The sequence below is a fragment of the Mycobacterium sp. PO1 genome, from assembly GCF_017312405.1.
In the GTDB taxonomy this organism is placed as follows: domain Bacteria; phylum Actinomycetota; class Actinomycetes; order Mycobacteriales; family Mycobacteriaceae; genus Mycobacterium.
On sequence record NZ_BLTG01000002.1, the window covers coordinates 32,927 to 45,836 of the forward strand.

General features: G+C 68.1%; 13 protein-coding genes. 8 read left to right on the plus strand and 5 right to left on the minus strand.

Annotated features, from left to right (window positions below; all coding sequences use genetic code 11):
• Window positions 1-54 precede the first annotated feature (54 nt).
• Together J3476_RS00690 and J3476_RS00695 are read left to right on the plus strand one after the other, a co-directional pair.
• Window positions 55-1,200, plus strand: coding sequence for a hypothetical protein (locus J3476_RS00690; RefSeq protein ID WP_207064711.1), 1,146 nt, complete (start codon window positions 55-57; stop codon window positions 1,198-1,200).
• The gene (locus J3476_RS00695) at window positions 1,197-2,357 is read left to right on the plus strand and encodes a hypothetical protein (RefSeq protein WP_207064712.1); all 1,161 of its coding nucleotides are present in this window, start codon (window positions 1,197-1,199) and stop codon (window positions 2,355-2,357) included. Before J3476_RS00690 ends, J3476_RS00695 begins: the two co-directional genes overlap by 4 nt.
• Here the strand turns inward: J3476_RS00695 and J3476_RS00700 are convergent.
• Window positions 2,333-5,011 (minus strand): LuxR family transcriptional regulator, encoded by a 2,679-nt coding sequence (locus J3476_RS00700; RefSeq protein WP_207064713.1) that lies wholly within the window; start codon window positions 5,009-5,011, stop codon window positions 2,333-2,335. The genes J3476_RS00695 and J3476_RS00700 overlap by 25 nt on opposite strands.
• A gap of 48 nt (window positions 5,012-5,059) precedes the next feature.
• On the minus strand, window positions 5,060-5,584 hold the full coding sequence (locus J3476_RS00705) for a DUF4333 domain-containing protein (protein WP_286182465.1): 525 nt from the start codon (window positions 5,582-5,584) through the stop codon (window positions 5,060-5,062).
• A gap of 107 nt (window positions 5,585-5,691) precedes the next feature.
• Here J3476_RS00705 and J3476_RS00710 point away from each other — a divergent pair, with 107 nt between their 5' ends.
• Window positions 5,692-6,294: a hypothetical protein gene (locus tag J3476_RS00710; RefSeq protein ID WP_207064714.1), complete on the plus strand. Its 603-nt coding sequence runs from the start codon at window positions 5,692-5,694 to the stop codon at window positions 6,292-6,294.
• Window positions 6,295-6,297: 3 nt separating this feature from the next.
• On the opposite strand, the gene J3476_RS00715 is transcribed toward J3476_RS00710, so the two are convergent.
• A complete protein-coding gene (locus J3476_RS00715) occupies window positions 6,298-6,615 on the minus strand; it encodes a hypothetical protein (RefSeq protein ID WP_207064715.1) in 318 nt (105 codons plus the stop codon).
• 153 nt (window positions 6,616-6,768) lie between these two features.
• Window positions 6,769-8,616 (minus strand): proteasome ATPase, encoded by a 1,848-nt coding sequence (gene arc / locus J3476_RS00720; protein ID WP_207064716.1) that lies wholly within the window; start codon window positions 8,614-8,616, stop codon window positions 6,769-6,771.
• Window positions 8,617-8,762: 146 nt separating this feature from the next.
• On the opposite strand from arc, the gene J3476_RS00725 reads away from it, so the two are divergent.
• From J3476_RS00725 to J3476_RS00735, 3 genes are read left to right on the plus strand one after another with little or no spacing between them, the layout of a single operon-like run.
• Complete coding sequence (locus J3476_RS00725) at window positions 8,763-9,263, plus strand: hypothetical protein (protein ID WP_207064717.1); 501 nt, start codon at window positions 8,763-8,765, stop codon at window positions 9,261-9,263.
• A gap of 37 nt (window positions 9,264-9,300) precedes the next feature.
• Window positions 9,301-9,957 carry a hypothetical protein gene (locus tag J3476_RS00730; protein WP_207064718.1) on the plus strand — a complete coding sequence of 219 codons (657 nt, stop codon included), beginning with the start codon at window positions 9,301-9,303 and terminating at the stop codon, window positions 9,955-9,957.
• Between the two features lie 3 nt (window positions 9,958-9,960).
• Window positions 9,961-10,257 carry a DUF503 domain-containing protein gene (locus tag J3476_RS00735; RefSeq protein WP_207064719.1) on the plus strand — a complete coding sequence of 99 codons (297 nt, stop codon included), beginning with the start codon at window positions 9,961-9,963 and terminating at the stop codon, window positions 10,255-10,257.
• A 16-nt stretch (window positions 10,258-10,273) separates the two neighbouring features.
• Here the strand turns inward: J3476_RS00735 and J3476_RS00740 are convergent, their stop codons facing one another.
• Complete coding sequence (locus J3476_RS00740; RefSeq protein WP_207064720.1) at window positions 10,274-11,104, minus strand: tRNA (adenine-N1)-methyltransferase; 831 nt, start codon at window positions 11,102-11,104, stop codon at window positions 10,274-10,276.
• Between the two features lie 84 nt (window positions 11,105-11,188).
• On the opposite strand from J3476_RS00740, the gene J3476_RS00745 reads away from it, so the two are divergent.
• Both J3476_RS00745 and J3476_RS00750 read left to right on the plus strand, forming a co-directional pair.
• A complete protein-coding gene (locus tag J3476_RS00745) occupies window positions 11,189-12,112 on the plus strand; it encodes a RecB family exonuclease (protein WP_207064721.1) in 924 nt (307 codons plus the stop codon).
• Complete coding sequence (locus tag J3476_RS00750) at window positions 12,109-12,906, plus strand: thioesterase family protein (protein ID WP_207064722.1); 798 nt, start codon at window positions 12,109-12,111, stop codon at window positions 12,904-12,906. The genes J3476_RS00745 and J3476_RS00750 overlap by 4 nt, the downstream gene beginning before the upstream one ends.
• Window positions 12,907-12,910: the final 4 nt, after the last annotated feature.

Consider the following 12,910-nt stretch of genomic DNA (forward strand, 5'->3'; position numbering starts at 1 on the left):
TCACGCCGGTCAATACCGCCATTGCACCGGATGCCGTGATGAGATTGACCCACCATGATCACCACCGATCAGCGCGAGTCGGCCGAACGCTGGTTCCTCGAGCGCGGTCTCCCGTACGTGCTGCGTCCGGGCGTGCTGGTCCGGAGGGTCTGGCTGCGCTCCGCGCCGGCTCTGGCCGCGTTCGGCGTGATGATGTTGTTCTCGATCATCGTGGTCGCAGTGACCGGCAAGCACACCATCGACATCGACGGCAGCCCCACCCGCGCCGAGTGGTTCGTGCTCGCCGTCGTGGTCGTCGTCGTGCCGGTGGCCTCGGTCGCCGGGTGGTTGGTGTCCCGCATCTCCGACTCCGGGTTGAGGGCCGCGACAGTGGTGGTGTCGCTCGCACTGGCGGCGCTGGGGGCGATCTTCGGCGGACCCAGTCCCCACGTCCTGGTGGACGCGATCACCGAGGCGATCGTCATCGCGGCGATCCTGCTGTGCACCGCGTCGGGCGTCGGCGCCGTGTTGGGGTGGGCGGTGCGCATCATGCTGACCAACCTCGCCTCGATCGGCGACCTGTTCGTGCGGGCGCTGCCGGTCCTGTTGCTGACCATGCTCGTCTTCTTCAATGGGCCGGCCTGGAAGATGGCGGCCACGGTGACGCGGGGCCGGCTGTGGCTGGCCCTGCTGTTCCTCGTCCTGATCGCCGCATCGTTCCTGCTGTCGGGAACAATGGGTCAGGTCAGGCCCATCCTCGCCCCGGAGGCCAAGCGACCCGAGCATGCGCAGATGTTGGTGGGCACGCCGTTCGAGCAGCTGCCCGACCGGCCGCGACGTAAACCACTGTCGAAGGCCGAACGGATCAACGTCGTGTTCGTGCTGGCACTGTCGCAATTCGTGCGAGTGCTCACCGTCGCGCTGTCGACCGGGCTGATCTTCCTGGTGTTCGGGCTGATACTGATCAGCCCGAACCTGCTGATCGAACTGACCGGGCAGGGCCGCTTCGACGGCGAGATCCTGACCATGACGCTGCCGATTCCGCAGGCCCTGATCCAGATGGTGATGTTCCTGACCGCCCTGACGTTCATGTACCTGGCGGCGCGGGCGGTCGGCGACAAGGAGTACCGCGCGCAGTATCTCGATCCGCTCGTCGAGGAGTTGCTGCTGACCCTGGTGGCGCGGGACCGCTACCGGACCGCGACCGCGACCGCGACATGATCGAGTCGGCGCCGAACGCCGCAGCGGTGCACGAGTGGTTCCTGCACCGCGGGCTGCCGTTGGTACTCACCCGGCGGGTCCGGTCGCGGCAGTTGATCGCCCGTTCGGCGCCGGTCGTGGCCGGAGTCGGAGCACTGGTGGTGCTGACCATGCTGCTCGCCGACTGGACCAGCGCCGAACCGGATGTCGGCTATCTGGTGCGCTTGGCGGCCATCGCGGCGGTGCTGGCCGCCGCCCCCTCAGGGCTGCACGCGCTGCACCAGCGCGGGACCGCCGCTTCCGAAGCCGGCAGACGCACCGGCGCACTGCTGGTGATGGGCATGTTCGTGCTGGTGGTGCCCATCGTGTCGGAGGGTTGGTCGGCGGACGCGCTGGCCGAAGTACCGGTTTTCCTGGCCGTGTCGCTGGTGGCGATCTGGCTGACCTACGTCGGCTTCGGTTCGATCGCGTTGTGGGCGTTTCGGTTCGCCTGGGTTCAGCTCGGCGCACTGGGCACTCTGATGAGCCGGGCGCTACCGCTGCTGATGCTGACCGTCGTCGTGTACTTCACCGGCGAGCTCTGGCAGCTGTCAGCCCGAATGAGCCGCGAAAGACTCTGGCAGACAATCGGTTTCCTGAGCATCGTGGCCCTGCTGTTCATGATCGCCACAATTCGCGACGAAGTCGCCGAGCTGCGCAGGGACAGGTCCGAACACACCGACCCGGCCGCGCTGCTGGTCGGCACACCGCTGCAGAGCGCCTGTGCGACACCACCGGCGCGGACCGCGCTGTCGTTGGGCGAGCAGTTCAACGTCGTTGCGGTCATGGTCGTCGCCCAGGCCATCCAGGTCGTGTTGTTCACCGCGGGCCTGTTCGCGTTCTTCCTTGCGCTCGGCATGATCGCGATCCCCGACGAGGTCACCGTGCTGTGGTCGGCGGAACCGTCCTGCGCTGTCGGCGAACCGCCCTGTGCCGGAACGTGGTTCGGGATCAACATCCCGATCCCCCAGACTGTCGTGCACACCTCGCTGTTCGTCGCGGTGCTGTCGGGTCTGTACTTCACGGTCAGTACCAGCGTCGACCCGCTGTACCGGCAGCGCTTCTTCGACCCGCTGATTGCCGACGTCGCGGTGAGCTTGGCGGGCAGGGATGCCTATCTTGCGCTGGAGCGCAACTGATCCGCGCGTCCGTCGTGCAACAGCATGTGCCGCGCCGCCTCGGTACGCGACGACACACCGAGCTTGCGATAGGCGCGATAGAGGTGATTGGCCACGGTCTTCGCGCTCAGGTGCAACCGCTTCGCGATCTGCTGGTTGGTCAAGCCCTGGGCGACCTCGTCGAGGATGCGGCGTTCGGCGTCGGTGAGTTCGTCGAGCGGCGCACGGTCGTCGGCCTTCACCTGGGCGGCCCACGGCGACGCACCGATCCGCCGGAAGCCGTACAGCGCCTCGGTACGGCTACGGTCGCGAGCCGCCGGGTCGGTGCAGACGCGCGCTTTGTCCATCAGCGCGCGCGAACGGTCGAAGGCGTCGATCTCCGGATCGAAGATCGACACCGCCTCGTCGAGCAGGCACCCGGCGCGTTCCGGTTCGCTGTCCGCACACAGCAGCGCGCGGGCACGTCGGGCAGTCGCCCGGGTCCAGCGGCTGACACCGGAGGCGGCGGCGACAGTCTCCAGGTGCTCGACGAGGGGAACGGCGTCGTCGTGGCGCCCCCGCCGGGAGTAGACCTCGACCAGGTCCACGTGCCACCTGGCCACCTGCGGTGCCAGTAATCCACCGGCCTGCTCGAACGCCCAGCACTCCCCCAGCTTGGCGATCACGTCGTCGTCGCGGCGTTCGGTCAACGCGGTCAAGCCCGCGTTGGCCAGCAGGAAGTAGCGTGCGCCGAACGTCGACTGCCGATCCGAGATCGTGAATCCGAGATCGAGATCGGCCTGCGCGGCCTGGTCGTCACCGCGGACCGCCGCGACGCGAGCTCGCAACCCGAGCCAGAACGGCGCGAACGCGCGCTGCCCGGTTCCCATGCACAACGCCACAGCTTCGTCCAGGCACACCAACGCGTCGTCGAACCGGGATGCCCGAATGTGGTTCTCCCCCAGTGCCCCATAGGCCATCGCAAGCGAGGCACGCGCCCCCTCGGCCCGCAGGGAGCCGATCAACCGGGTCAGAGCCGTGGTCGCTTCGGCATAGCGTTCGGCGATGGCCATCGCGCGTCCGACATGCAAACCGACCAGTGGGTCGTGGCGGATGGCGGCGACCAGATCGAGCGGCTCGAGCGAGTCGACGAACTCTCCGGCGCGGCCCTCATCCCTGGCGCTGGCGGCGTGCGCGAGGACGACGCGCGCAACATCGGCCTCGACCGAGCCGGGCCGGGTGTGCGCGACCGCCGCCTCGGCGGATTCGATGATCTGCTGCACCAATCCGAGCATTCCGAGCGGGATGGCCATGCGGGCCTCCACCACGCCGACCTGATCCGGTGCCGCCACCGCGACGCACTCCATGAGTCGCTGCTGGGCGGCCGCGGGTGCACCGTCGACGGCTTCCAGCGTGGCCAGGGTGAGCGTGGCGGCAACGTGGAGATCGGCCCAGCGCTCCTCGGCCAGAACAGCTTCGAGACGGTACCGGGCGGCCTGGGCGTCCCCGGCGGCACCGAGCAACTCCGCGGCCTCGAGCAACAGGTGACCTCGGCGGGCGTCACTTCCAGTCATCTGCGCCGCATGGTCGAGCATGCGGGCGGCCGATTCGATTCCGCGACCAGCGCGCATCCGGGCCGCGGCTTGCACCAGCGATTCGGCCAGATCCTCGTCCGGCCCAACCGTCCCTCGAGCCCGATGCGCCAGTTTCACCTCGGCCGAAAGCGCCGCAGAGTCGGCGAATTCGAGGTGTAGTTGCCGTCGTCGATGCTCGGTCATGCTTCCGATCACGGCGCTGCGCAACAGCGGGTGGTGCAGCGTGAGCCGACCGTGGGACAGCTCAGCCAGGCCGAGGTTCTCGAGCTCTTCGAGCGCTGTCTCCGGGTCGACCAGTGCGGACGACTCGATGCACGACCAGGAGTCGTCGGACGACAGGGCGATACGGTCCAGCAGCTCGCGTGCGCCGCTGCCCGGTGGGGGGAGATAGCGGGTGAATGCTGCGGCGAGGTCGCCGAGGAGCGGGATCTCGTCGGGAAGCGGCTGCCTACCGGCGAGTTGTTCGCGCGACAGCGCGTGGGGCAGTTGCGCCAACGCCAGCGGGTTCCCGGCGGCAAGGTCGATCAGCCGCGAGGCCACCCCCGGCGCGATCGGTTCGACACCGGTCGATTCGAGCACCGCCGCCGCATCGGCGGGATCGAGACCGCCGAGTTCCTCGACCACGAAGCCCTCGGCGAAAGCGTGCACCGACGGCACCCGGCGTCCGGTGACCACCACCAGCACCCCGCTCATGACCGCACGGCGGAGGGCCAGGTTCAGTGCGGTGCGACTGGCGGGGTCCGCCGCGTGGACGTCGTCGACCAGGAGTGCAGCGCCGTGCGCCGTCTCGAATCCCTCGCACAACACTTCGGCGGCGTGCATCGGGTCGAGGTCACCGGCCCTCATCCGCGCCCGGATCGGCTGCGGCCAGCCGGTCGCGATGTCGACGGCGGTGGACAGCGCGGCCGCGGCGTCACCACCCCGACAGGTCACCGTGCGGGCCGCAGTACCGATGTGCTCGGCGAGCCAGGAAAGCATGGTCGTCTTTCCCATGCCGGGATCACCGACCACGACGACGACCTGGCCGCCGCCGTGCTCAGCCCGGCGCCATGCGCGCGCGAGCCGCTCGCCGAGCTCACGCCGCCATGTCAAACCCGCCATTGGCAGGCAGGCTATCCCAGATCGGCAGCGACAGCGGCCCGTCGCGGCTTACTCGATGACCTCCCACTGGTCGTTCTCGTCGGGTCCCCCGGCGGTCACCACGACCGGGCGGGTGTCGCCGCTACGGTCAGCAGCCTCGCATTCGAAGGTACTGCCCACCTCGACGATCTTGATGCCGTCACCGCACTCGACGCTGACGTCGAACCCGTACTCGGCCGAGATGTCGTCGGCGAGGCCGTCTGCGGTGTCACCCAGGTCGTACACGGTGTCGATGGTGGCGAAGTTCACGTCATAGTCGTCGCTGGTGAACGTGGCTTCCACACGCACATCATTGCCGGCCAGATCGGCCACGCACGTGATGCTGTCACCGGTCTTGGGAGTCTCGTCGGGGCGTGGGCAGCGCACTGCGGAGACTCGTTGAGAGATGGACCCGTATTGGGTGTTCAGCTCGTCGGCCATCGTCGTTTCGAGCTTCTCGTAGTCCGGCCCGCCGGCCGAGAAGGAGAACTGGCAGCCGGCGACGACGGGAATCGTCAGGGTGAGCGCCGCCCATACGGGTCGCGAAATCGTCACGCTCTCGACGCTAGCGAGCCCTGATCAACCTGGATATGGGAACAATTTCCCATTCTGGACACGCCTTTCGAGGCGAGAGGCACCCGTCGGCGGCTACATTTCCGACCGTGCAGGATTTCTGGCGAAAGCGCTATGGCGAGGTGCTGCTCGTCCGGGTCGGGGACAACGGCCCGGAGGCCACCGTGTACAACACCTTCCCCCTCAACGACTGTCCCGCCGGGTTGTGGTCCCGGCTGGATGCCGACGCCATCGCACGAGAGCACGGTGCGGACGCCGCCCTGCTCAACGGTCCCCGGTACTGGCTGATGGACACCGTGGAGAAGGACATGACGGGCCGGCGCGAGGTGGTCACGTTCGGCGGCATCGACATGCTGCGCCAGGCGACCGTGGCGTTGACGTCGATGAACCCGGGACCGTATCTGCCCAACACCGTCAACCGCCATGCGGTATTCATCTACCGCCCCGGCCGCACGGTCTTCGAACTGCTCGACGCCGAGGGTGGGCGCTGGGTCATGCAGACCTACAGCCGGGTCGTCGATCCGACGCTGGGTTTCGACGACCTGGCCGGTCTCGGTGATCGGCTGCGACTGCCCGAGGGTTGGTCGTACCGGACCCGCGTCCTCGACGAGGAACTGCGCATCGACACCAGCACAGAGGCCGCCCAGGTGTTGCAGGACGACCTCACGAACAGCTACTCGTTGGTGCGCTGACGCTCAGCAGGCGCCCGGACGCATGACCTCGAACTCGGGCGGCGACTCCGCCGAGATCTCGTCACCCTCGTCGGGCGACTGCGAGCACACTTCCCAGTTGGTGAGGTTGAACTGCTCGAAGGGCGGGCCCTCGGCAGTCGCGGTTTCGGGCACCACCGCACCGTCGGTTGTCGAGACGACCGTGTCCCACGCATCCTGCAGGACCTCGCCCTCGACGTCGGGCATCTCCCAGCTCGGCTGTGCCGCCGCGGGGGCGGCGACGGCGAGGGCTGCGGCGACAAGCACCGTCGCCGCGCTGACAACAACACTTGTGACCTGCATTGTTCACTCCCTGACTCGGACCGATAGGCGCAATGAATGTGCGCCTGATCGACGACCGGCGGGGGTCAGGGAGATGAACTCGATGCGTCGTGCACCCGACAACATGACGACGTGCCGGCCGGATGTCACCACCCAACCGGCACGCGCACGTCCCTACAGGTACTGCCCCAGGTTGCTCTCGGTGTCGATGGCCCGGTTGGCGCTGCTGCTCTTGCCGGTCACCAGGGTGCGGATGTAGACGATCCGCTCGCCCTTCTTGCCCGAGATGCGTGCCCAGTCATCCGGGTTGGTGGTGTTGGGCAGGTCCTCGTTCTCGGCGAATTCGTCGACGATCGAGTCGAGCAGGTGCTGGATGCGCAGACCGGGCTGACCGGTTTCCAGCACCGACTTGATCGCGTACTTCTTGGCCCGGTCCACGACGTTCTGGATCATGGCGCCGGAGTTGAAGTCCTTGAAGTACATGACCTCTTTGTCGCCGTTGGCGTAGGTCACCTCGAGGAACCGGTTGTCGTCGATCTCCGCGTACATCCGGTCGACGACCTTCTCGATCATCGCCTTGATCGTGGACCCGCGATCTCCGGAGAACTCGGAGAGGTCGTCGGCGTGCACCGGCAGATCCTCGGTGAGGTACTTGCTGAAGATGTCCTGGGCCGCCTCGGCGTCCGGCCGTTCGATCTTGATCTTGACGTCCAGGCGGCCGGGCCGCAGGATCGCCGGGTCGATCATGTCCTCACGGTTGGAGGCGCCGATGACGATGACGTTCTCCAGCCCTTCCACGCCGTCGATCTCACTGAGGAGCTGCGGCACGACGGTCGTTTCGACGTCCGAGCTGACCCCGGTGCCGCGGGTGCGGAAGATCGAGTCCATCTCGTCGAAGAACACGATGACAGGGGTGCCCTCGGAGGCCTTCTCGCGTGCCCGCTGGAAGATCAGCCGGATGTGGCGCTCCGTCTCGCCGACGAACTTGTTCAGCAGTTCGGGGCCCTTGATGTTGAGGAAGTAGGACTTCGCCTCGCGGGCGTCGTCTCCGCGGACCTCGGCCATCTTCTTCGCCAGCGAGTTGGCGACCGCCTTGGCGATGAGCGTCTTGCCGCACCCGGGTGGGCCGTAGAGCAGCACGCCTTTGGGTGGGCGCAGCGAGTACTCCCGGTAGAGCTCCTTGTGCAGGAACGGCAGCTCGACGGCATCGCGGATCTGCTCGATCTGCCGCGTGAGGCCACCGATGTCGTGGTAGCTGACGTCAGGGACCTCCTCGAGCACGAGGTCCTCGACCTCGGCCTTCGGGATTCGCTCGAAGGCGTAGCCGGCCTTGGTGTCCACGAGCAGGGAGTCGCCGGGACGCAGCCTGCGCGGCCGGTCGTCGGTCAGATCGTCACCGTCGACGGCGGCGTCCTCGGGCAGGTCCTCGGCGGCCACCAGTGGCTCTGCCAGCCACACGATCCGTTCTTCGTCGGCGTGGCCGACGACCAGCGCGCGGTGCCCGTCCGACAGGATCTCGCGCAGTGTGCTGATCTCGCCCACCGATTCGAAGTGGCCGGCCTCGACCACAGTCAACGCCTCGTTGAGGCGAACCGTCTGGCCCTTCTTGAGCTCCTTGGCATCGATGTTCGGCGAGCAGGTCAGCCGCATCTTGCGCCCGGAGGTGAACACGTCGACGGTGTCGTCCTCCTGCACGGACAACAGCACGCCGTAGCCGCTGGGCGGCTGGCCGAGCCGGTCGACCTCCTCGCGCAGGGCCAGCAATTGCTGGCGGGCTTCCTTGAGCGTGTCCATCAGCTTGGCGTTGCGGGCGGCGAGCGAGTCGATCCGGGCCTCGAGCTGATGCACGTCGCGCGCGCTGCGCAACCCGCTCGCAGGACCTACCGCACTTTCCAGCTGTTCGCGCAGAATCGCCGCTTCCCGGCGCAGTTCTTCCAGTTCTGCAGCGTCTTCGCTGGACAGACGGCTATCGGAGGGTGTCCCAAAGACTTCAGAGGCTTCAGAACGCTCGGACTCACTCATATTGCGCTCCTCCCCCGCACCGTAAGTTGGTGCGGTAACAACTTCAACGCTACCGGCGATTCAGACTTTGTGTGTGGTCTAGGAATTCGACACACCAGCAACACTGTTAACCTCTGATGATCGAACGTCCGAACGGAAGGACAACCGTGACCCTGAAAAGCCTCGTGAACAGCCTGACCGCAGGGGCTGCAGCTACCGTGCTGGCGGGTGCCGCGGCGGTGGGTGTGACCTCAATTGCAGTGGGGTCGGGAATCGCGTCGGCCAGCCCGGCTGCCATCGATGCCCCGATGCCCGCGGCGCCGGCTCCCGAGTTGCAGGGTCCGTTGATGTCGACGCTGAGCGCGCTGGCCGGCCCCGGATCGTTCTCGGGCGCCAAGTCCAGCTACGTCCAGGGTGGCCTGGGGCGGATCGAGGCCAGGGTGGCCGACAGCGGTTACAACAACGCCGCGGCCAAGGGCTACTTCCCGTTGACCTTCACGATCGCCGACATCGATCAGAACGGCCCGGTCGCCACGGCCTTCGTGACCGCGGCCTCCCCGGCCGGTCAGGTCGCCAGCCAGCCGCTGACGTTCATCGCCGGACCCAGCCCGACCGGCTGGCAACTGTCCAAGTCGTCGGCGATGGCACTCATCTCCGCCGTGGGCTGATCTTTACTTCTGTCACTTCTTAACGAAGCATGACGCTGTGCGTCATACCGTCGCGATCCTGAGCGCCGCCGCAGCTGCGGCGGCGCTCGGTCTCGGTGGGTGCGCGCCGTCCGGTGACCCCGAATCCGCGGGAACGACGGCGACGGTCGAAACGTCGCCCGCCCCGTCGGTCGGGCTCGCCCCACCCGCCCCTCCGGCTCGGGGCGGGCCGCCACTGCCGGCTCCGGCGGCGCTGACCGATGTGATGGGCCGGCTGGCCGATCCGGCCCTGCCCGGCGACCAGAAGATCGTCCTGATCGAGAACGGCACCGCCGACGAAGCCGCCGGACTCGACCGCTTCGCCACTGCGCTGCGCGACAACGGTGCGTTACCCCTGACCTTCGAGGTCCGCGACATGGCCTGGTCGCAAGCCGACCCCGGCAACGTCGTGGCCACGGTTGTGGTTCGAACCAGCAATCCCCAGACTGGCGAGTTCACCTTCCCGATGGAGTTCGCGCCGGCCGACGAGTCATGGCAGCTGACCCGGCGGACCGCCGACCTGCTGCTGGAACTGGACGGTGACCCGGGGGCACCGCCGCCAACCCCACAGCCGCCGCCGGAACCCGGTCCGCCGGCTCCGAACCCGGCACCCGGTCCACCCGCGGCACCGCCACCACCGGCGCCTGCGCCGCCGTCCCCGACCCCGACGCCCTGACCGATGTGGATCGGCTGGCTGGAATTCGACCTGCTGCTCGGAGATGTGCGCTCGCTCAAGGAGAAGCGCTCGGTGGTGCGACCACTCGTCGCCGAACTCACCCGCCGCTTCACGGTGTCCGCCGCCGAGACGGGTGCTCAGGACCTGTACCGGCGTGCCGGGGTCGGCATGGCCGTTGTCTCCGGCGAGCGTGCCCACGTGGTCGAGGTGCTCGATGCCGCCGAGCGCCTGGTCGCGGCGCGTCCCGAGGTCGAGCTGCTGTCGGTGCGCCGCGGCCTGCGCCGTCCGGATGACGACTGAGCCACGCGGCAGACCGTCAGATCGAAGGGCGTTTCTTGCGGGTGGGAACCGGCGCCACTGCGCCGGGCGCCAGCCTGCGGGCACTGATCAGAAATGCCGTGTGCCCCCGCATGGAATGCTCCGGACGCACCGCGAGGCCGACCACGTGCCAGCCGCGCTGCATGCTCTCCCAGGCCCGCGGCTCGGTCCAGCACTGTTGTTCGCGCAGCGCTTCCACGGTCTTCGACAACTGGGTCACGGTGGCCACGTACACCATCAACACGCCGCCGGCGACGAGCGCGTCGGCGACGGTCCCGAGCACCTCCCACGGTGCCAGCATGTCCAGCACCACGCGATCCACCTCACCGCCGGAGTAGTCGGCGAGGTCGGCGGTGACCAGTTCCCAGTTCGGCGGCTGCTCGCCGAAGAAGGTCGTGACGTTGCGGACCGCGTGCTCGGCGTGGTCGTCGCGGACCTCGTAGGACGTCACCTGGCCGCCGGGTCCGACGGCGCGCAGCAACGAGCACGTCAAGGCGCCGGATCCAGCACCGGCCTCGAGCACCCTCGCGCCGGGAAAGATGTCACCCTCGTGGACGATCTGCGCGGCGTCTTTCGGATAGACGACCTGCGCGCCCCGCGGCATCGACATCACGTAATCGACCAGCAGCGGGCGCAGCACCAGGAACGGGTCGCCGTTCGTGGCCCGGATGACGCTGCCCTCGGGCAGCCCGATCACGTCGTCGAGGGCGATGATGCCGCGGTGCGTGTGGAACTCGCCGCCCGGCTTGAGCAGCATCGTGTAGCGCCGGCCCTTGGTGTCGGTGAGTTGCACGCGGTCACCGACGGCGAAAGGACCGGTTCTGCGCACAGCTGACCAGCCTGCCAGCCGCCGCCCCGACGGGTGCGGCCGGGTTACCCGGATCTGTCCGACCCCGGCTCTAGGGTGAATGCCATGAGTGAGCCGACCGAACAGGAGGGCGCGTCGGGACCGGCACCGCCGGTCCGCCGGCCGGCAGAGCCACCGGTACGCAGGCCCGCGTTGTCTCCGTCGCGGGCAGCCGATTTCAAGCAGTGTCCGCTGCTGTACCGCTTCCGGGCGATCGACCGCCTGCCGGAACCGTCATCGACGGCGCAGGTGCGAGGCTCCATCGTGCACGCCGCGCTGGAGCAGTTGTACGCCCTTCCCGCAGCGCAGCGGGTCCCCGAGACGGCAGTGTCGCTGGTGGCGCCGGCCTGGGAGCGGGTGGTCACCGAGCAGCCGTCGCTGACCGAGGACATCGACGCGGAGCTACGCGCTGAGATGCTCGACCAGGCGCGCGCCCTGGTTTCGGGTTACTACCGGCTGGAGGATCCGACCCGCTTCGAACCGCAGAGCTGTGAACAACGGGTGGAGGTCGAACTCGCCGACGGGACGCTGTTGCGCGGCTTCATCGACCGCATCGACGTCGCCCCGACGGGCGAGCTGAGGGTCGTCGACTACAAGACGGGCAAGGCGCCGCCCGAGGCTCGGGCGCTGGCCGAGTTCAAGGCCATGTTCCAGATGAAGTTCTACGCGGTCGCGCTGCTGCGTGCGCACGGCGTGCTGGCCACCCGGCTGCGACTGCTGTATCTCGCCGACGGTCAGGTGCTCGACTACGCCCCCGACCTCGACGAACTGCAGCGGTTCGAGAAGACGCTGATGGCGATATGGCGAGCCATTCAGACCGCGGGTGCGAGCGGTGACTTCCGGCCGAGCCAGTCACGACTGTGCAACTGGTGCGCGCACCAGTCACTCTGCCCGGCTTTCGGCGGCACTCCCCCGCCGTACCCGGGCTGGCCCGAAGCGCTCGACGACGGCGACCCCGACTCCGTGCTGCGCGCCGAGCCGGCTGCATGACCGACTGCCTGTTCCATCGTCAGGGCACCGAGGGCGAGTGGTCGATCTTCACCTCGACCGACGGGACACGCAGCAACTGGGATCCGCAGATCCAGCACGGTTCCCCGCCGCTGGCGCTGCTGACCAAGGCCATCGAGGAACTCTCCGCCGGCACCGGTCTGCGCGTCGGGCGCCTGACGCTCGACATCCTCGGCGCGATCCCGGTATCCACCGTCCGGGTCCGCGCCTGGGTGGAGCGCCCCGGCTCGCGGATCTCGTTGATGTGTGCGGAGATGGCGGCAGAACGACCTGACGGCAGCCGTCGGGCCGTAGCCCGCGTGACGGCGTGGCTGCTTGCCACGGCTGACACCGCCGACATCACCACCGACCGCTATCCGCCGCTGGTCGAGGGTGAGGCGACCGAGGTCGCTCACGCGTGGGAGGGTGCCCCCGGCTATCTCGAGACCGTCAGCTGGCGCCGACAGGCGACCACCGGAACTGCCACTCCGGAAGTCTGGCTGACCCCGCTCGTCCCGTTAGTCGACGACGAACCCACCACGGCGCTGCAACGGCTGGCCATGGTGGTCGATTCCGCCAACGGGATCGGCGCGGCGCTGGACCCCGAGGCATTCATGTTCATGAACACCGACACCGTCGTGCATCTACACCGCCTGCCCGAAGGCAGTGACTTCGCACTGCGCGCAAAGGGTTCCATCGGACCCGACGGTATCGGCCTCACCTCGGCCGAGATCTTCGACCGTGAGGGCTTCATCGGCACCTGCGCGCAGACGCTATTGGTGCAGCGCCGCGCGTGAGCGC

Coding starts and splice junctions, on each gene's coding strand:
- J3476_RS00690 (WP_207064711.1), top strand. CDS start 55: ATGATCACCACCGATCAGCGCGAGTCGGCCGAACGCTGGTTCCTCGAG.
- J3476_RS00695 (WP_207064712.1), top strand. CDS start 1,197: ATGATCGAGTCGGCGCCGAACGCCGCAGCGGTGCACGAGTGGTTCCTG.
- J3476_RS00700 (WP_207064713.1), bottom strand. CDS start 5,011: ATGGCGGGTTTGACATGGCGGCGTGAGCTCGGCGAGCGGCTCGCGCGC.
- J3476_RS00715 (WP_207064715.1), bottom strand. CDS start 6,615: ATGCAGGTCACAAGTGTTGTTGTCAGCGCGGCGACGGTGCTTGTCGCC.
- arc (WP_207064716.1), bottom strand. CDS start 8,616: ATGAGTGAGTCCGAGCGTTCTGAAGCCTCTGAAGTCTTTGGGACACCC.
- J3476_RS00735 (WP_207064719.1), top strand. CDS start 9,961: ATGTGGATCGGCTGGCTGGAATTCGACCTGCTGCTCGGAGATGTGCGC.
- J3476_RS00745 (WP_207064721.1), top strand. CDS start 11,189: ATGAGTGAGCCGACCGAACAGGAGGGCGCGTCGGGACCGGCACCGCCG.
- J3476_RS00750 (WP_207064722.1), top strand. CDS start 12,109: ATGACCGACTGCCTGTTCCATCGTCAGGGCACCGAGGGCGAGTGGTCG.